15 protein-coding genes are annotated in these 20,312 nt (G+C 38.4%); 12 read left to right on the top strand and 3 right to left on the bottom strand.

Annotation, left to right across the window (positions count from 1 at the left end; translation table 11 throughout):
* Window positions 1-90: 90 nt before the first annotated feature.
* Complete coding sequence (locus tag JFV29_RS22475; protein WP_201186474.1) at window positions 91-2,094, bottom strand: YhgE/Pip domain-containing protein; 2,004 nt, start codon at window positions 2,092-2,094, stop codon at window positions 91-93.
* Window positions 2,095-2,217: 123 nt separating this feature from the next.
* Here JFV29_RS22475 and JFV29_RS22470 point away from each other — a divergent pair, with 123 nt between their 5' ends.
* The 6 genes from JFV29_RS22470 to JFV29_RS22445 all read left to right on the top strand — a co-directional run bounded on the left by JFV29_RS22470 (window position 2,218) and on the right by JFV29_RS22445 (window position 8,118).
* Window positions 2,218-3,120 carry a LysR family transcriptional regulator gene (locus JFV29_RS22470; protein ID WP_201186472.1) on the top strand — a complete coding sequence of 301 codons (903 nt, stop codon included), beginning with the start codon at window positions 2,218-2,220 and terminating at the stop codon, window positions 3,118-3,120.
* Window positions 3,121-3,472: 352 nt separating this feature from the next.
* Complete coding sequence (locus JFV29_RS22465) at window positions 3,473-4,465, top strand: ABC transporter substrate-binding protein (RefSeq protein ID WP_201186470.1); 993 nt, start codon at window positions 3,473-3,475, stop codon at window positions 4,463-4,465.
* A gap of 22 nt (window positions 4,466-4,487) precedes the next feature.
* Window positions 4,488-5,495 (top strand): FecCD family ABC transporter permease, encoded by a 1,008-nt coding sequence (locus tag JFV29_RS22460; protein ID WP_201186468.1) that lies wholly within the window; start codon window positions 4,488-4,490, stop codon window positions 5,493-5,495.
* Window positions 5,488-6,519, top strand: a complete 1,032-nt coding sequence (locus JFV29_RS22455; RefSeq protein ID WP_201186466.1) for an iron ABC transporter permease — start codon at window positions 5,488-5,490, stop codon at window positions 6,517-6,519. Before JFV29_RS22460 ends, JFV29_RS22455 begins: the two co-directional genes overlap by 8 nt.
* 9 nt (window positions 6,520-6,528) lie before the next feature.
* Window positions 6,529-7,326 carry an ABC transporter ATP-binding protein gene (locus tag JFV29_RS22450; protein WP_201186464.1) on the top strand — a complete coding sequence of 266 codons (798 nt, stop codon included), beginning with the start codon at window positions 6,529-6,531 and terminating at the stop codon, window positions 7,324-7,326.
* Between the two features lie 3 nt (window positions 7,327-7,329).
* Window positions 7,330-8,118 (top strand): alpha/beta hydrolase, encoded by a 789-nt coding sequence (locus JFV29_RS22445; RefSeq protein ID WP_242485384.1) that lies wholly within the window; start codon window positions 7,330-7,332, stop codon window positions 8,116-8,118.
* Between the two features lie 493 nt (window positions 8,119-8,611).
* Here the strand turns inward: JFV29_RS22445 and JFV29_RS22440 are convergent, their stop codons facing one another.
* Window positions 8,612-9,154, bottom strand: coding sequence for an ATP-binding protein (locus tag JFV29_RS22440; protein WP_201186462.1), 543 nt, complete (start codon window positions 9,152-9,154; stop codon window positions 8,612-8,614).
* Between the two features lie 253 nt (window positions 9,155-9,407).
* On the opposite strand from JFV29_RS22440, the gene JFV29_RS22435 reads away from it, so the two are divergent.
* From JFV29_RS22435 to JFV29_RS22425, 3 genes are all read left to right on the top strand, one after another.
* Window positions 9,408-10,754: a 3' terminal RNA ribose 2'-O-methyltransferase Hen1 gene (locus tag JFV29_RS22435; protein ID WP_201186461.1), complete on the top strand. Its 1,347-nt coding sequence runs from the start codon at window positions 9,408-9,410 to the stop codon at window positions 10,752-10,754.
* A 2-nt stretch (window positions 10,755-10,756) separates the two neighbouring features.
* Entirely contained in the window at window positions 10,757-13,348 is a 2,592-nt protein-coding gene (locus JFV29_RS22430; RefSeq protein ID WP_201186460.1) for a polynucleotide kinase-phosphatase, read from the top strand.
* A gap of 196 nt (window positions 13,349-13,544) precedes the next feature.
* Complete coding sequence (locus JFV29_RS22425) at window positions 13,545-14,243, top strand: polysaccharide deacetylase family protein (protein ID WP_201186459.1); 699 nt, start codon at window positions 13,545-13,547, stop codon at window positions 14,241-14,243.
* A gap of 1,293 nt (window positions 14,244-15,536) precedes the next feature.
* On the opposite strand, the gene JFV29_RS22420 is transcribed toward JFV29_RS22425, so the two are convergent.
* Window positions 15,537-15,983: a hypothetical protein gene (locus JFV29_RS22420; protein WP_201186458.1), complete on the bottom strand. Its 447-nt coding sequence runs from the start codon at window positions 15,981-15,983 to the stop codon at window positions 15,537-15,539.
* A 252-nt stretch (window positions 15,984-16,235) separates the two neighbouring features.
* On the opposite strand from JFV29_RS22420, the gene JFV29_RS22415 reads away from it, so the two are divergent.
* The 3 genes from JFV29_RS22415 (at window position 16,236) to JFV29_RS22405 (ending at window position 20,180) form a co-directional block, all read left to right on the top strand.
* Complete coding sequence (locus JFV29_RS22415) at window positions 16,236-17,666, top strand: phospholipase D-like domain-containing protein (RefSeq protein ID WP_201186457.1); 1,431 nt, start codon at window positions 16,236-16,238, stop codon at window positions 17,664-17,666.
* 452 nt (window positions 17,667-18,118) lie between these two features.
* On the top strand, window positions 18,119-18,970 hold the full coding sequence (locus tag JFV29_RS22410; protein ID WP_201186456.1) for an MBL fold metallo-hydrolase: 852 nt from the start codon (window positions 18,119-18,121) through the stop codon (window positions 18,968-18,970).
* 496 nt (window positions 18,971-19,466) lie between these two features.
* Complete coding sequence (locus JFV29_RS22405) at window positions 19,467-20,180, top strand: Dph6-related ATP pyrophosphatase (protein WP_201186454.1); 714 nt, start codon at window positions 19,467-19,469, stop codon at window positions 20,178-20,180.
* The last annotated feature ends 132 nt before the right edge of the window (window positions 20,181-20,312 follow it).

Genomic DNA, 20,312 nt, shown 5'->3' with positions numbered 1-20,312 from the left:
AATATGCTTGTGATCATGTTTTTTTTGCAAGTAAAAGCGGAGAGATAAAAAAGCAGTGCCATTTCTAATCGAATGGCACTGCTTTTTAGGTTATGACGCTATATCTTCTGAATTCACCTTTGCATGCTGGATATGACTCGTAATCCAGCCAATTACTGCTGCAGAAACGAGATAGGCAAGTAAAATCCAAATCTGGGTCTGTAAGTTTGACCAGCCGCCTAATGAAATGACTTCTTGTAGCTCCTGAAGGGAATGAGCCATAGGTAAAAATTGACCGATTTGTGTTAAGATCGACATTCCAAGTTCACCCGGGAAAGTTCCACCGCAAGTGGCTAATTGAAATACAAGAAGGGTCACGGCTGCGAATTTGCCGACGACTCCGAATACGGTTACCAGCATAAGTATGAAAGTCATGAAGGTAAATGAAACGATGATGCTTGATAGAATGAATACAGGAACGCTAGCCACATGTAAATGGAATCCAAGGAGCACAACTGCATCCACGAGAAGTGCCTGAATCAAGCCGATTACATAAACTAGCCCTAATTTATTTGTAAAATGAACGGTTCCGGTAACCTTAAGATTCTGTCTACGGCCTAGCGGCAGGATATTGGAAGCCATAATGCCGCCTACATAAAAGGCTAGAGACAGAAAGTAAGGAGCGATTCCGGTTCCATAGTTTGGAACTTCCGAAAGATTGGATTGGACCAATTGCACAGGTTCAGAGAACATCGAAGTGGTAGAATCGCTGTACTGAAGGCTTGCTGTTTTATCCGCGGCTTCATTAAGTTTGGAAGATAACTTGTTTGAGCCCGTTTCTAGTGAAGCAAGTCCATCCAGAAGTTCCGTTGATCCACTGGCTAGTTGACTGCTTCCGCCAGCAAGTGAAGTGATTCCGGTGTTTAGAGTGGAAAAGCCACTTGTCCATTTTATAAATCCGTTTGTGAAAAGGCTTGCTCCCTCGTTTAATTGCTTAGCACCTGAGGTAGCCAGCGCCATTTTATCACCAAACGTTTTCATACCAGCCTGAAGGGTGACTTGCCCATCTGCCACTTTTGCCGCTCCTTGCCCCAATTGCTTTTGCCCAGCGGTTAAAGTAGTGGCCGCATTGGATAATCCATCAGATAAGGCAAGGATTTGCTTGAAGTTTTGATCTTGCTTTGCTTCGGGATGACTTTGGGCATATGCATCCAATTGCTTCTTAAGGGTACTTGCTGTACTTTCCGCCTGTTCCTGTCCTTGAACCAATTTTGCATTGCCAGCTGACAAGTCTTTAACTCCCTTGCTCACCTTGTTCATACCATTTTCTAATGTTTGTTGTCCATCTGTTAGCTGTTTCATGCCGGTATACAAGGTCTGGGAACCTGATGTTAGACCTTCCGCGCCAGTAGATAAGGCTTCTTCTCCGTCCGAAAGCTGGGTGCTTCCTGTACGTAGCTTCTGGGCACCATCATTTAATCTCTGAATTCCATCTGTTAATTTCTCACTGCCGCTTTTCGCATCGACAGTTCCTTGATGAAGTTCCTCGGCTCCATTTCCGGCGTCTGCTAAGCCTTTAGAAACATCTTGGAATTTGGAAAGAATGCCTTCTGAATAGCCTTTCGTGATGCTGGCATTGATTTTGGTGGTCATTTTTTCAACTGCAGTTGTACTAATTTGTGAGGCAACGAAGTTTTTACCCGGATTAATTTTATATAAAAGTTTAGCGGCTTCCGGTTTTTCATCCATTAAAGTGGTGACATTTTCAGAAAAATCATCTGGAATCGTGACAACCATATAGTAGGTGCCCTCTTTAAGTCCTGTATCTGCCGCCTTTGCCGATACAAAGTGAAAGTCCAATTCTTTCTGCTTCTTCAATTGTTTAACAAAGTCATCTCCTGCCTCGATTGGCTTATCGTCCATTTCGGATCCTGTATCGAGGTTGACCACTGCAACAGGTAGCTGATCCAACTTACCGTAAGGATTCCAATACCCTGCTAAAAAGAAACCTGAGTAAATCAATGGAACGACTAAAAGAAAAATCAAGGCGATTCTTCCGTGTTTATGTTTCCACATTGCTTTTATGTCTTGAAGTACGAGTTGTAATCCTTTCATTAATGAGCCTGCCCTTTCTAACTAAATGAGATTATTTCATCATAAGGGCTTTTTTAAATACTGTATAATACATAATTAGTTATATAATAATAGATTTGAATCTATACGAAACGAGTGATAAAAATGGAAATGTTACAGCTGCAGTATTTTCAAACCGTAGCACGCCTAGAACATATGACGAAGGCTGCGGAGCAACTTCAAATTGCTCAGCCGTCTCTCAGTAAAACCATTTCTCGTCTTGAAGAAGATTTGGGAGTGGCGTTGTTCGATCGGGAACATCGAAAAATAAGGTTGAATGCGGCCGGAAGGATATTCTTGAACCGTGTCGAACGAGCTTTTGCAGAATTAAATGAAGGAAGGCGCGAGATTGTGGAATTAGCGGACCAGGATCAAAAGAATATTACGTTGGCTGTTACCATTCCAAGAGTGCTGCCTGATTTGCTGGGGACATTTTTATCAGAATATCCAGATGTTCGTTTTCAACAATTTCTTAAATCTGTATCTTCCATGAAACAATTGCTTATTGAAGGGGAGATTGATTATTGCATTTCGTCCGTTCCGATTGAAGGCCCCGATATTAAGTGGGAACCGCTGATAACGGAAGAAATATTTTTGATTGTGCCTCCCAATCATCGACTAGCAGGGAGGGAGTGCATTCATCTTAATGAAGTGAAAGACGAAGCGTTCATTAGCATGAACACAGGTTTTGGATTCCGCAACTTAACGGATCAATTTTGCCAAGAAGCTGGATTTATTCAGAATATTGCATTTGAAGGTGATGAGCCGGCTGTTATCTCAGACCTTGTCAGAAGGGGCTTAGGTGTCGCTTTTGTATCAGAGTTAACTTGGCTGCACCAAACCGGGTCGCTGTCACATAAAATTCGAATAACAGAACCTGCTTGCCAAAGGACGATTGGATTGGGATGGTCGGAAAAGCGATACTTTACACCAGTTGCTAAGCAATTTCGCTTATTTGTCATGGATTATTTTTCTACTATCTCTAAGGAGCTTAAGGATTCACTGTAGATGAACACTAGCCTCTATATAGTTGATTATTTTTAGAGAAACTACATGTTAAGTGAAAAGAGAAGGTAGAAGGTGGTTTGCAAGGCTAAGTAATTTACACACAAACAAACAAAAAAGAAGTGAAGATGTCATAACCTGATTGCATCTTCACTTCTTTTTGTTGTGACTTTTTATAATTTTATTACATGAAACAACGCCTTTATTACTTTTAGTTAAGTATTAGAATATTTATTTTTTCAAAATATAATTGCGGAACGGTCATCTTTAGATTATCATTGATATTGATAATCATTATCAATAAAAAGTTAGTTAGGCCTAATTCTATCATTTTATTAAGGAGAGAGATTTTACAATGACGAAGAAAAAGTATGGATTGATTGGGGCATCAACACTTTTAGCTTTAAGTTTGGCGGCATGTGGTGAACAGGAAGAGGAAGCAGCTACAACTTCGGTTACAACAGAGGAGACTGCAGGTACAGAGAAATCAGCACAAGGAGAAGATGCTACTGAACAAACAATTACATATCTTGGGGAAGATTATGTTTTACCAGCAAAAGTAAATAATATTGTTGCAGCAAGTCTTGAATCGATGGAGGATGCAGCGATTTTAGGTGTGAAGCCTGCCGGGGTATTAGCTATTGCAGATGCAATTCCAACTTATTTAGCAACTGACTTAGATGGTGCAGCATTAGTAGGGGATAAATTTGCCCCGAATAATGAAGCGATTTTAGCATTAGATCCGGATGTTATTTTAGGCTCATCTAAATTCACTGAGGATGTTTCGGAACAATTAAACAAAATAGAGACAATGATTCCATACTCTCATATTTCTACTAATTGGAAGGAGAATTTGCAGTTATTAGGTCAATTAACAGGGAAAGAATCAGAAGCGGATACCATCATTGCCGACTATGATACAAAGGCTGCTGAGGCGAAAGAGAAGATTGGGGAATCATTGAAAGATAAAACGATCTTAGTGCTGCGTATTCGTGCAGGAAGTGTTTGTGTATACCCAGCAGATGTATATTTAAATCCAGTTATTTATGAAGACTTAGGTGCAACAGTTCCAGAAATTATTACGCAAACAAAGGCACAGGCAGAGCTATCATTAGAAGCTTTAGCCGATATTAATCCAGATTATGTTTTCGTACAGTTTGATAAAAGTGAAAATACTGACAATCTAACTGCTCTTGATGATTTATTAGATAATCCAATTTTCAAAAACATCGAAGCAGTTAAAAACGATCAAGTATTTGTGAATGCAATTGACCCATTAGCACAAGGTGGAACAGCTTGGTCAAAAGTGAAATTCTTAGACGCTGCAATTGAAAACTTACTGAATTAAAAATAAGGTGCGATGAATTGAAATGAACAAAACAAATTGGATAGCTTCTATTATTCTTATAACTTCTCCACTGTTCATCGTACTGGCAATTGCTTTATCCGTCTTATATGGTGCAAAGGATATTGATGCATTAACTGTTTGGCATGCGATTACACAATTCGATAAGGGTAATGTTGACCACAATATTATCATAACATCGCGATTACCACGTGTAATCGCTGCTTTATGTGTTGGAGCATTTTTAGCTATTTCGGGTGCTGTGATGCAAGGTGTTACACGCAATTATCTTGCTGACCCATCGATAATGGGTGTAAATGACGGATCGGCATTTGTTATTACGCTGGCAATGGTATTTTTTCCTGGTCTACCGAATTATCAAATGATTTTATTATCAATGGTTGGTTCTGCTATTGGAGCAGGTTTAGTTTTCGGATTTGCTTCCCTTTTAAAAGACGGTTTCTCACCAGTTAGGCTAGCGATTATTGGAACAATTATTGGGACATTTTTAAGTAGTGTTGCCACAGCTGTTGCGATGTATTTTCAAGTTTCACAAAGCGTCAGCGTCTGGTATAACGCGAAAATACATACTGTGAATCCTGAAATGTTATGGCTTTCCATTCCTTTTGGTATATTGGGGCTTTTACTTGCTCTATGCATTGCTAAGTCAGTGACGATTTCCTCGTTAGGTGATGATATTGCAGTTGGTTTAGGGCAGCGAACAAAATGGGTGAAAATAATCAGTATGTTATCTGTTGTATGTTTGACTGGAACGGCGGTTGCACTAGTCGGGAAAATTGCTTTTGTTGGTTTAGTCATTCCACATCTTACACGTTTTATCGTCGGTATGGACTACCGTTTTGTTATCCCATGTTCGGCAGTAATAGGTGCCACCTTTCTAGCATTATGTGATGTAATCAGTCGATTTATTAATTTCCCGTTTGAAACGCCTATTGGTGTAGTAACAGTTATTATTGGTGTCCCTTTCTTTCTTTATTTAATTCGAACAAGAGGGGGAGAACGTCATGGGTAAAGGGGAATTAGGTCGTTTCATCACAACGATGTTCGTTTTTATAGGATTAACATGTATTGCCTTTTACTTTCATATTACCAACGGAGCATTTGATATGTCCGTAATGGATATTATAAAAACAATTCTTCGGATAGATATAAATGAAAAATATGATTTAGTTATTTTCGAATTTCGTTTGCCTCGTATTGTCATTGCAGCATTGGTAGGGATTGGCCTAGGTATAGCAGGTACTGTAATGCAAGGCGTAACGAGAAATGACTTAGCAGATCCAGGTATTTTAGGGATTAATGCAGGTGCTGGGGCAGCGATCGTTATTTTTATGTTCTTCTTTCAAATATCTTATAGTAATGGATTAGGAGATAGCTGGTTTTCTATTTTGATAATGCCACTTTTTGGCTTTGTTGGCGGGGCTGCAGCGGCGGGATTAATTTATCTTTTTTCATGGAGAAATGGCGTTTTAGATATGCAAAGACTCATTTTAACAGGGATTGCTATAAGCAGTGGTTTTGGTGCATTGTCACTATATATTTCACTGAAAATGAAAGCTCAGGATTATGAAATGGCGGCAGTTTGGAGCGCAGGTAGTATTTATAGTGCCAACTGGTCATTTGTTATTTCTATCATACCGTGGATTGCGATTTTGGGATTTGTAATTTATAAAAAAAGTCACTTACTCAATTATTTTCAATTAGAGGAATCTAGTGTGAAAGGCTTAGGGATAAGAGTTGAAAAAGAAAAATCCATTTTGTTGTTAAGCAGTATAGGAATTGTAAGTGCTTGTGTATCGGTATCAGGAAGTATTGGTTTTATCGGATTAATAGCACCGCATATTGCCAAAAGATTAGTCGGAATTAACCACCGCTATGTAGTTCCGACAAGTGCAGTTGTTGGCATGTTTTTACTTGTTTTTTCAGATTTTTTTGCAAAAACATTATTTGAGCCATCAGAGCTGCCTGTTGGAATTGTTGTATCCATTATTGGTATTCCGTACTTTTTATATTTATTAGCGAGATCTAGAGTATAGGAGGTCCCAATGACAAACGCTGTATTACGTGTAGAACAATTATGTTCTGGTTATGAGAAGCAAACCGTTTTCAAGAATTTGAGTACATCGATACAAGAAGGTAAAATTACTACCATTATCGGGCCAAATGGATGTGGGAAATCTACGCTATTAAAAACGGTGGGAAGAATCCTAAAACAAAAAAGTGGTAAAGTATTTTTGCAGGAACAAAATATGCAAGCAATCTCAACAAAAGAAATTGCCAAGCAGTTAGCACTGCTATCACAAAACCCTGAAGCTCCACCGCAATTAAAAGTGGAAGAGCTTATATCATATGGCCGTTTTCCGCACCGAAAAAGAGCAGGCACTCTTTCGAAAAGAGATTTAGAAGTCATTGAATGGGCGATGAAGATAACGAAGACGAGTGAATTTCGGTCAAGAGAAATCAATCAATTGTCAGGTGGACAACGACAGAAAGTTTGGCTTGCGATGGCTTTAGCACAAGAAACAGACATTTTGCTACTCGATGAGCCAACTACTTATTTAGATATGTCCCATCAGCTTGAAGTGCTGAAAATTGTGGATAAACTTAATAAAAAACATCATTGTACAGTCGTGATGGTTCTTCATGACATAAATCATGCAGCTCGGTTTTCAGATGAGCTTATTGCCATGAAGGATGGGGAAATTATTACTGTTGGAACACCGAAAGAGATTTTAACACAAGAAGTAATGAAACAAGTATTCCAGATTGATGCGAAAATTATGATCGATGAGGAAAATGGCTCACCAGTTTGCTATGGATATGAAACATTAATGGAGGAATGAGAGTTGGCTGATAAAATTCAGTTAGACGAAACAGAACTTTGGCAAATAGAATCAAAAATAATGGAATATACGTATGACGTGAAAGTATCTCTACCGAAAGTAGCCCCACCAGAAAAAGGATTTCCTGTTTATTATCTGTTGGATGGTCATGCGTATTTTCAATTTGGACGTGATGTTGTAAAGCTACAATCGAGAAATGCACCGAAAACATTTATTTCACCGGCCATCGTTATAGGGATTGGCCATCATGGAGTAAATGAAGAGGTAAACGAGCGAAGATTTTATGAATTCACTCCTCCAGCAGCACAATATATTTACCCAGAGCGACTAAAAGGAAGAGATATTGGGATACATGGTGGTGCTGAAAGATTTCTTGCTTTTTTGGAACAAGAATTAATGCCAGTAGTTACACAAAAATACCAAGTGGACGTAGAAAAACAGGCGTTATTTGGCCATTCGTTAGGAGGCTTGTTTGTACTTTGGACCTTATTTAAACGTCCAGACCTTTTTCAATATTATTTAGCATCGAGCCCTTCGATCTGGTGGAATGACCACGAGCTATTCACGTATGCAGAGCAATATTATAAGAACGCTGTAACACATGAGAATAGGAAGCTGTTAATCACTGTTGGAAGTGAAGAGACATTTATGGTGGATGATGCAAATCAATTATTTATTAGTTTGCAATCGATGGAACAATTAGAAGTAAAACTGTATATAGCACCGGAGGAAAATCACGCTTCAGTAGTGCCAACGATAATGAGTAGAGCATTTCGATATATCAATACGTAAGGAGGGGGCTATGGATACTATTAAGAGTTTATATGTATATCGGTGACGGATCCATTCGTTATAGGATTCTTTCTTCCTTACATATTTTCATATAGTATCAAATTTTTAGTCCCAGCCACAGTAAAGTGAATAAAGGCATTATGAAAAATAAAAATCCCCCTCTGTTAAGTAGATGGGGATTATTTGTTCAATTACAAGGATGATAGGACGAATTATCCAGCTCAACGGTCGAATTATCTTTCTGAAGGACGAATAAATGGCGCAAAGGCCGAATTATCCTGCAACGGTTGAATTATCTTTCTGAGGGACGAATAAATGGCGCAAAGGCCGAATTATCCAGCTCAACGGTCGAATTATCTTTCTGAAGGACGAATAAATGGCGCAAAGGCCGAATTATCCTGCCCAACGGTCGGCTTATCTTTCTGAAGGACGAATAAATGGCGCAAAGGCCGAATTATCCTGCAACGGTCGGATTATCTTTCTGAAGGACGAATTAATTCATTCGCAGATTTTGCACATACTCTAAAACAAATTCCACCCTTTCCTGAACTGTATAATCTCCTTCAATCCTTAATAAAGGACAAGTTAAGCCTGACATCCATTGTTCATGTGAATGCTTGCTCCTGACTTCCATTCCAGCCTCGTCATATAGGGAGGCCCACTCTAAAAAGTTATTATATTGATCGAATTGGCTGCCTCCAACTAAAATTTCCTTGCCATACCTTTGTGCCTCTCTTTTCTGCAGCATTTCTATTCTTATATTTTTTGGAATCCATAAAAATATAACTAAATCAAAATAACTTATAAATTCATCACCCCACCCGCATAAGGAACCCGATAGTATCCAATCATCATAAGTTAATAAATCTTTTCGGAGTATTTGTTTTCTTTCGTTTACTTCTCTTTTATCACCAAACTTTTGCAGCCAGTAATAATCATCTGTATCAAAATGAACTGTCGATATGGAGTTTGATAATGCTTTTCCGAGAGTTGTAGTTCCTGAACCTGAAGCACCGATAATATGTATTTTTTTCATTCTTTTCTCTTCAACTCCGAATCTTTTTTATGATAGGTAATAAATATTCCATTAGATAATAAAAATTCCTTCCTCATGACCAGAGCCTATTTTTACATGCTTCTAAAAGATGCTCCCTATCAGAGTATAATGTCGTAGTTGATGCTGATAAGTCTTCATTATGTGGTAATATTAGGTTGTTATAATAGGAAATTAAGAAAGACTTTTACTTTAGCTTTTTTAATGAATGAAGTGTTTGAAAGGAGTGTTCCAAATGCAGTTAACGATTCAGGCTTCGGGCGACAATGTACAAGCTATATCTTATTTATTGTCTAAGAACCCGAGTAATTTATATGAGAGAAATCATAAAGGCCATTTAGTGCGCCTTTTTTATAGCAAGTTTACAGAAACAGAACTGGAAGCGACGATTTTTGTTACACCTGACCCGATCGAATTGGTAAAAGGCAATTCCAATTCCTATGACATTACTCATTACATAAATGATCGGGAGTTTGCGGTAAGCAGCATTTTTTGTTCATTGATTAGGTCTGCACTGGGGACAGCTTTGAACGGTCAGCCGAAGGAAGAGCATACAGAGTGGGTGAATCATCCGTTTTCGTTTCAGTTCGAGTTTGGCCCTGTGGTTTCTTCTCTTTCTGATAACCAATTAAAGGATTTATTTGAGCCGATTGGTTATGAAGTGACGATAACCCGTCCGGAAATTGAGTACTCTTTCCAAATTAAAGATAAAAGCTCAGCAAGGTACATTTCGCTAAAAGGAATGAAAACACTACAAGACGGGTTAAGGCATTTGTTTGTATTGATTCCGGTAATCGATAACTATAAGCACTACTACATTGATGAAAAAGAAATTGAAAAGCTTGAGAGATATGGAGACGGGTGGCTAAAGGATCATCCGATGCGAGATTATATCTATCGCCAATCACTTAGATTTAAGGAAGTATACAGCATCGTCGAGAACAGGAAACCTGAAGAGAAGAAGGAAGAAAAAGAAAGCAAGGTTCGGCTGAATGATCTTCGCTATGAAAAAATCGTTGATACAGTCAGTCAAATGAATCCAAGAAGCATCGTGGACTTCGGCTCTGGTGAAGGGAAACTTTCAGTACGCCTTGGTTTTGTAGAAGGGATAAAAGAAATCCTGGCTGTTGAGCCGTCCCAAACTGCTGCCATTAAAGCCTTGGGACGATTCGAGAAAGTGAAGAATAAAGAGAAATTTGTGGTTCCTGAAACACTATGGGGCTCACTCTTCTACTATGATGAAAGATTGAAGAATAAGGATGTCATTATCTTGTGCGAAGTCATCGAGCATATCGACGAGTACCGTCTGCCTAAGGTGCTGGATACGATATTACATGACTATCAACCGAATGCCCTGATTATTACAACGCCAAACCGTGAATATAACGAGGTATACGATATGGAGGATGTTCTTCGACACAACGATCATCGTTTTGAGTGGACAAGAGCTGAATTTCGTCAGTGGTGTACAGAGCGAAATCACTCTGATATCTATAGCCTTAAATTTGAAGGAATTGGTGAAGAGCATGATACATATGGTTATCCGACACAAATGTGTGTGTTCGAAAGAAAGGAGGACTAACTATGCAAATCGTATTGCCCCATGCAGGAATTGTCTTGCTGATTGGACCATCCAATAGCGGTAAGTCAACATGGTTAAAAAGCATGATTGAAAAAGAAGAGATTCTGCCTTCAGAGGTCGTTAGTTCAGATGCCTTTCGGGTATTGGTGAGTGATATTGAATTTATTGATTGGCGGGGCAGACCAAAGGATGAAGCGGACAATCTGATGGATGAATACCAGTCCATTTCAGGCGAAGCATTTTCCATGATGGATTCCGTCATTGAAGCAAGATGCCGTTTAAATAAATTAACCTTTATTGATGCGACCAATCTTCACCCAGATGATCGGAAAAGATATATCTCTTTAGCTCAAAAAAATAATGTCCCAATCCTATCGATTGTTCTGGATATACCTGAAGAGGATCTGCTTGTCAGAGATGAACAAAGAGAACATCCACGAGGAAAAAGACGTATTAAACAGCAATACCAGACGTTCAAAAGGGAAAAGCGCGTCCTAAAAAAAGAAGGGTATTCGTCTCTTTACACGTTAAAGGGAACAGAAGATATTCAGGTAAGCAGACGTACAAATCCAATTGAAAAAGACATCCAGAATGGGATCGACATCATTGGGGATATTCATGGCTGCTATAAGGAAATGATCCTCGTCCTTGAAAAACTAGGCTATCAAAAAAATGAGGAAGGCCTCTATCTTCACCCTGAAGGTCGAAAGTTTGTTTCCATTGGGGATGTCATGAGCAGAGGACCAGAGTCACTTAAAACGATGCTCTTTTTCTATGAACATGTTCAAAAGGACGTTGCCTATATGATTGACAGCAATCACGGCTGGAAAATTGCTAGATGGCTAGATGGAAGAGACGTAACATTAAATCATGGTGATGAAAAAGTGGAAGAAGAATTTAAAGCGTACGAAGAGGAGTTTGGAAGCGAAAAAGCAGAGGAAACGAAACAGACACTTAAAGAATTCCTCCTTCAAGCTCCTTCCCATTATGTATTTACCAAGAATGATGTACAGACTTTAGTTTGTGTTCATGCCGGAATCAAAGATGCTTTCATCGGAAAGCAGTCTGAAGCTGTTCGTGACTTCTGCCGTTACGGTGATACGAATGGATTTGATGAAAAAGGAAAGCCAGTGCGTAAAGATTGGTATATTTCTCATAAGCAAAGCTCGCTGATTGTCTGGGGACATGATCCGAAGCCACAACCGCTGCTAATTAACAATACCATCAACATCGATCAAGGTGTTGTCTTTGGCGGAGCATTAACAGCTTTTCGATATCCGGAGGGAGAATTCATTTCGGTACAAGCGAGTCAAGATTTTTCAGGAGCCGATGACAATCCTCTCAGAGAATGGGAGAAAAACCGTTTGAATCCGCCGAATATTGGCAAGTTCATCAATGGGTATTCAGTATTGACAGAAAAAATGGGTGAGATTAAAATTCATCAGGATATTGTAAAGCCTGCGATTGATACGGTATCACATTTCACGATACCGATTGAACAATTAATCTATATCCCGCCTACAATGAGTCCAACACCAAGTCCCTCCTCTTTGGAAAATTATTTAGAGCATCCCAAAGAGGCAATCGATTATTACAGAAGCCATGGGATTCAAACCATGATTGCTGAAAAGAAACATATGGGGAGCCGGGCGATTCTTTTTCTATTTAAAGATACTGAAGCCGCTAAGAAGCATACAGGTATCGAATCTTTGGGAGTTATTTATACCAGAACGGGCAGACGTTTCTTTGACGTCGCGACGGAGGAAGAACTGGTCTTGAAAATCAATCAAGATTTGCATGAAAGCGGCTATTTTGAAAAGTACGATACGGACTATGTGCTCCTGGACGCTGAAATCATGCCCTGGAACCTGAAGGCAAAAGAGCTCATCAGCAGCCAATATGCCCACGTTTCTGAAAATGCGATTCTTGATCGAACGATGCTGAAGGAAAAAATAGCGGAAGCAGCTCGTGAGAATATGGAGTTAAAAGGATGGTTGGAAGAGTATGAGCAAAAACTTGAAAATGCCTATACTTTTAAAGAAGTCTTTCAAAAGTATTGCTGGGAGATTGAAGATATAAATTCTATACAAATCGCTCCATTCCACGTGCTTGCTCATAGCAATGAAACCTTTTTTGATCAGCCACATACATGGCATATGGAGATGAACAGGGAGTTTGCAATCCGATCTAGTTTATTTATAGAAACGGAATACAAACTAATCACGAGTGAAGCAAGTGAAGAAGATGTCATTAAATGGTGGCAGGATATCACAAGCGAAGGCCATGAAGGCATTGTAATCAAGCCGGAATTCTACATTTCAAGAAATAAAGGCAAGCTATTGCAGCCCGCAATTAAAGTAAGGGGAAGAAAGTACCTTAACATTATTTATGGAATGGACTACTTGCTACCGAAAAATCTTGAGCGGCTGAAAAGCAGGAATACAGGCAAAAAGCAAAAACTAGCGCTGAGAGAATTTTCGCTGGGAATCGAAGGCATTCAAAGATATGTAAAAGGTGAATCGATAGAGAGAGTCCATGAATGTGTTCTAGGAACATTGGCCATGGAATCGGATCCTGTGGATCCCAGATTGTGATAGGTAAGTGGAAGTATGTTTTTCAGGTTCTTCGTTACTTAAGGAGTACTTGAGTTTAAAAAGAGGGGTTGCTGCGGCAACCTTTTTCTTTTTGAACTAAAGAAGGTTAGATATTAAAAATAGCTGTTTAAGTGTGGGGAACGGTTTTTGTTATAATAAATAATTAAAAAAACTTTTAGAAAGAAAGGTTGTATTTATGAAAAAGAAATTAATATTTATTGGAATCGGAATACTGTTAGTTTTTATTCTATTATTTAGTACATATAAATTAATGAATTCTAGAACACACCAATTATTCGGAGGGTTAACAGCAAAAGTCGAGACAAATCAAAAAGTGGTTGCTCTAACTTTTGATGATGGTCCATCGAAGAATGTAAATCAGATTCTACCACTATTAGATAAATACAATGTAAAGGCTACATTCTTCCTAATCGGTAACGAAATAGAAAGATACCCAGAGGAAGCTAAAAAAATTGTAGAAGCAGGACATCAAATTGGAAATCATACCTATTCTCACAAGCGAATGGTTTTTAAATCGTCCTCCTATATCAAAGAGGAAATCGAGAAAACGGATAAATTAATTCAAAACTTCGGATATAAGGGTGAAATTGACGTTCGACCACCAAACGGAAAAAAACTTGTAGGCTTGCCTTATTACTTAAATAAAAATGATAGGGACACTATAACCTGGAATATTGAGCCAGATAGCTATTACAATTCTGCTTCTGACAAAGTAAATTATGTGAAGGATCATATTAAACCAGGTTCGATTATATTAATGCATCCCATGTATGATGATACGGGTAAAGAACTTCAAGCGATTGAAGGTGTATTAAAATTGTTATCAAACGAAGGATATACATTTGTAACTGTTAATGAGCTTCAGGGTTTTTAAGTTATATAGCTAATAGTGTATTTTTTACCACCTGAATGAACCACTTCAAAAATCAGGGTTGCTGCGGCAACCTTTTTATTATGGTTTCTGGGCAAGTTATATTTCAATATTCACAGAATAGTACAAAATGTGGGTGGCATATTGTTTCTTAACGGAATGAATCTGTATTGTTTATTCTAATTATTACTAATATCTACTATGGTTTGATTTTCCTATTCTTTAGTATAAATAAAGATTTGAAAATGGGGCTGGTTACTTTGTATCGGAATAAAAATGCCGCTCTAATCATTATTTTGTGTATCCTGTTACTCTTATTTCTTGTTGTGATCGTTTTCCGCCACATTACTATATACTTCGTGTATAGTTCAGGCATCGGACCTTTATTATTTATCGGGGTAATAATTTTGACTATTGTTATTCTTTTTTAAAAGGTTATAAGTAACCAGGATTTAATGGAGAAGAAGGTACTATCCATCAATAAGTGAGGTTGCTGCGGCAACCTTTTTGTTGTGTAACGAAAGAACTAGGTTAGTTACATTAAGACATCGACAAAAAGACACTTTATAAAGATGGCCGTGTAGTAGAAGAATAAGGGGTAAATCAGGTGAAATTTGTTCTTTAGTGGGATTTTTAAAAAAACATACTGAAATTAAATATATCTATATTTTTCTATAAATAACAAGTAAATACAGATATAATAGTAAATGGACAGCAATTTGGTATAGTGGGCAGCGGTGACTCCTTTAAGAAAGGGGGTGTCGCTGGTGATTTCTATAATGGACGGTTTGATGCTTATGATCTCATTCGCCTCTTTAATCGTCGCAGTAATCGCGGTTACATTAAAAAAGTAACCCCCTCCATACCATCCGGCCAGATGTATGTAGGAAAAGGGTTACTTTCTTGATCGAGTAGCTACTGACTTACCACAGAAAGCCGCTGCTCTTTATGCAGTTTGCTGTTCATTAAGACGCTGGTTTTTACCAGTGTCTTTTTTTTATATATGATAGTTATCTTTATTATATCCTCATTTTACCTATACATTCAACTAAAAAACATAGAAAGAACGTAAACGAAATTCGACCTAACGGACATGAAGTTCAATTCATTTTCATTAAATCTTGAAGTTATTTCAAAGCAGATCTTGGGCAAAACGAAAGGCTTTGCTGCCGGTGCCCGTTATCCAGGCCGTATCTAGGGACTTGAAGGCTTGGTAAAATGACTGAAGTGAAATAAAAAAAGCACTAAAGCTTTCGGATTCCAAGAGGATCCACTTTAGGGCCATGTATAACCAGATTAGATTTTGGTTAAGTTCTTGTCAGATTCCAGTTTGTATAATTTCATTCCCTTGTACGAGGTAATCGAAGGAATCAAACAAAATAGCGCCATGGGTAAACAATAAAGTATATAGACATGTCCTCCGTTTTGCAGCAAGGGGATATACGCTAAAGCAACAAAGAGCAAAACGAAAAAAATGATTGTGAAGATCCCGAAAGTTTGATGATAGAAAGCATAAATTTCCCTTCTTCGTTCTTCTTGATTGTGTGAAGTCTTTGCAGCTTTGTTTGTTCGAAGGAATAGGTATAAGGAGACTAATAGAAATAAAGCGGAAAATGGTAAAGCTAAAGCAAATAATGAAACGTCTAGAATGGAAAGATAAAAGCTAGATAAAAAGAACACTTCGGAAACACCTAATGCAAAACAATAATTGAAAATACTTATCTTATCAGGTCGTTTAAGCATGAAATCCCTCCTTCTATATATATATTATGCAACTGCTTTCATGTTCACGACTCTGTCACATTTAAAAGAAAAATAAATGTTCCAAGTTCCACCCAGGATCATGCTTTCGGTCCTAAGACAGGTAAATGGTCACTATAGGAAATGAAATAAACCCTCTGGCTAACTAGTCAGAGGGTTTATTTAAGCTTGAAGATGTTGAATAGAGTCCGTACTTATTACGAATAGTAATAAAATGTAAAGGGGGAGAGCGTTATGACTGCACAAACGATGATTAAAGGATTTCTGCTCGTTCTTCTATTATATTTCCTGTATATAGTGGTGACGGCAGTGGTCCTTTTCTACTTCCTCAAGGAAAAAGAAGAAGATAGGCCGATTAAACATATAAGTGAATATATGGGGGAGAAGGAATCCACCGTGGATCGTGTCCTGCTTCTTGAAGATGGTTATGAATCGGGACTAGCCCGAATGCGAATGATCCAGGAAGCCCAGCATTCAATCGATATTGCCTACTACGCTTTTGGAAAAGGAAAATCTACTGAACTTATTCTTGGAGCCTTGTTCGAAGCTGCTGACCGGGGTGTCAAAGTTAGAATCCTTCTGGATGGGATTTCTCATGGACTCAGAGGTCAATTAAGCAGTGTCCGTTATGCACTGGCATCGCATGAAAACATTGAATTAAGGTACTACGAAACCTTTAAGCCATTTAAGCCCTGGACCTGGCATAACCGCCTCCATGACAAGATAATCACTACAGATGGAAAGTTAGGCATCATCGGAGGAAGGAATATCGCCGATAAGTATTTAGCAAACAATCCGCCCAAGAATTATGTCTATGACCGGGATGTACTCATTTTCAATGCTAAACAGGAGAAAGATAGTGTTATCGTTGAAATGAAGGACTATTTACATGAATTATGGACTCATCCGTATACGAGCAAAGTCTTTGCGGACCTTTCGAAAAGGCAAAAGGAAAAAGGAAAACGCGTCAGAGATACATTATTAAATCAATACAGCAAAGCTATTCAAAATAATGCCGATTTCGTTAATCCGGCCATCGATTGGAGCAAGTCTACAACACCTACTAAAAAAGTGTCCTTCATTCATAATCCAATCGAACGTTTCAATAAACACCCTTTTGTGTGGAGATCTCTAGTGGATATTGCTGCGAACGCCAATAAGTCGGTACTTATCCAGAGTCCCTATATTGTTCCTGCGGATGCCATGAAGGAATATGTACCAAAGAATATGGATTCAAAAGCTGATTGGACCATACTTACCAACTCGGTGACATCAACCCCGAATGTGATAGCTTTTTCCAGTTACTTGGCACTTAGGGATAGTATCGTTGAGACAGGGGCAAGGCTTTATGAATATTCAAAGCTTTATTCATTGCACGGTAAATCGGCTGTTTATGATCAGCGATTAAGTGCAGTTGGTTCCTTCAATCTGGATTCGCGATCTGCCTTTTTAAATACAGAATCGATAGTGATAATCGATGGTGAAGAATTTGCAACGCAATTGATAGGGGCCATCGAGTCGAAAATCTCAGATAGTACACTCGTCGCGGATAATAAAAGATATATAGAACCACCTGAAGATCAGAAAAAGGAAGAATCTTTCTTTAAAGCGACCTTTTTAAATGCCCTTTCGAAAATAACGGTATATTGGAAAAGGTTCGTTTGAATGATGACGAAAAGACAGCAATCCAGTGATTGTTGTCTTTTAGTTTGGAGAAATAGTATACCAAGCTTGATGGAACGAAAGAAAATTATGTGAAATTCAACATATTGGAAACCTTAATTATTATAATGATAGAAATAAAGCTAACGCTATAAAATGAGTTTCTGAAAATATATGTATAGGAGGAGATTTATGAGTCAAAATGAATGTGATAGAAAGATTGAACAATTGATTCAGAAGTTTAATCCACAAATCAAGTTGCTTAGAACATGGAAGTTACAAGGTGGTGTGCCTGCTAATTAAAGGGGATGATTTCAACGCTTATCATCGTAACAGAATAGGAAATTTTTTATGGGGATAATTAGCTAATCAACAGATGTGTAATTTTGCTATACTTAAGCAAGCTGATTGATGTTTTGGTCAGATAATTAAACTATCCTAAGGAGAACAGAAACATGCAAACTTTACAGCATCTATCGAAACATATTGTCTACCTGACTCCAGTGGGAGAAACTGATCGGCCCATTCTCGCCGCCGTTTCTGGAGCTAAGAAAACTATCATCATTGATGCCGGTAACTCTGTCCAGCATGCACAGCTTTTTCAGGACGAATTACTACAGGCTAATATAAGCGGGAATTTTCTTGTTCTTACCCATTCCCACTGGGACCATGTATTTGGTCTGGAGAATGTGAGAATACCGGTAATTTGTCAGGAGAAAACTTACAACAATATTAAGGATATGCAGCAGCTTTCATGGGAAGATCACGATCTTGATCAACGGGTCGAAGCAGGGATTGAGATTCCATTTTGTGCCGATGCAATCAAATTGGAACTCGGGACAAAGAGAAATATTGACCTGCCGTTGCCCGATATTATCTTTGAAACAGCGATTACCATTGATCTTGGCGATATAACCTGTGTAATTGAACACGTTGGAGGTGATCATGCAGCAGACTCTTGTATCATTTATGTTCCGGAGGAAAAAACATTATTTCTAGGAGATTGTCTTTATGCCAATCTTTATGCAGAAAAATGGAATTATACGGCTGAACAAGCTTTGCTACTCATTAAGAAGATTGAAGCCTATGATGCCGATACATATATACTCTCCCATCACGAAAAGCCCAGCACGAAGCAGGAAATGGAGACCGAGCTAAAGCTAATGAAAGATTGTGCAAGGCTTGTCGTCAACTATCAGGGAAATCGTGATTTAATGGAGCAGGAATTGGCCAAGCAGCTAAACCGGAAATTAACCGAAAGTGAACTCGAAACAGTTGGTTTTTTTGTAAACGGATATGCTGAATAATTACGAGAACTAAAAGCGGCTATATATGGTGCTGATGTAGCTTTGATCAAATTAATACAAGAAACCCAGATAAATGTATAAATAGAAAGGGCATGTTTTGAAAAAAGATTAATCAAAACATGCCCTTATAATATTTATTCTTTTATAAAAAAGTTTGATCATTTTTGTGTTCCTTAACGAGCTAAAGAATCGCGCCCTTTAATGAAAGATCGTCCTGATCACTATTGCAGTAGTAATTTCAAGAAAAGCCTCCTTTAGGGTATGACTTATCTTTTCTCTGTCGACAATGAAGTAGTTTCTTTGAGATAATCTTCTCTTTTCTTCATCATTAGATTTCAAGTTTTCTTTGTATCAGGGTGCAATAATATATTATCTGTAAGGTCCAATAGTGATAAAATCAAACAAATAGAGCTATGAAACCTCATATATAAAACATGAAATTGGCTAATAACAGGCATCGTGAAAAAAGTCATTAGAATAAAGGGGAAAGATAGGAATGGCAGAATTAATGGATTGGAAAGATAGTGCTCGCGGGCATAAATTTATAGCTTCTTTTAGCGGAGGAAAGGATAGTGTCTTAGCTCTATATAAAGCAGTGAAGGTTGGAGAAGCAGTTGGATTGATCGTCATGCTGGAAGAAGAAGGGAAACGTTCCAGATCCCATGGAATGCCTCGGGAACTCATTCGTGCCCAAGCTAAATCTATAGGTTTGCCCGTATATACTGCAGCTGCAAGTTGGACAGATTATGAAAAAGTATTTATGTACCTTTTAGACAAAGCTAAAAATCAAGGAGCAGAAGTGTTAGTAACTGGAGACTTAGATATGCCTGCTCATGGCTGTTGGCATGAAAAGGTTACGAAGAATGCTGGATTAAAGCTGGGGATGCCTTTATGGGAAATGAACCATCGTGAAGCTGTCGAAGAGTTCATAAATCTAGGATTTGTAACGATAATTGTAACTGTTAATTTATCATTCGGAATGCGAGAGAACGATTTAGGGCGAACATTAACCCATGAATACGTGAAGGAGCTTGAAGCCCGTGGTATTGACCCCTGCGGAGAAGGTGGAGAATTCCATACCACAGTAATAGATGGGCCCATTTTTAAATATCCTATTCCAGTTCGTAAATGTGAGATTATTAAGGACGGAGAATATGCTTTTTTGCCCTTGGAGCTAGATCAGATGGCGGACGGTGCAACTTTTTTATAACCGGTACGAATTTATTTCAAATCCACAGCTGATTATTTTCTAGGGCCAGACAATCACTTTTGTCCGACGTTACGGCCGATTGCTTTTTGTAATGATTAGATGGGAGATTTCATAGAGAACTTGAAGTCAGTG

Source organism: Peribacillus sp. TH16, assembly GCF_016651095.1.
In the GTDB taxonomy this organism is placed as follows: domain Bacteria; phylum Bacillota; class Bacilli; order Bacillales; family DSM-1321; genus Peribacillus; species Peribacillus butanolivorans.
This window is presented reverse-complemented; position numbering and strand designations above follow the sequence as displayed.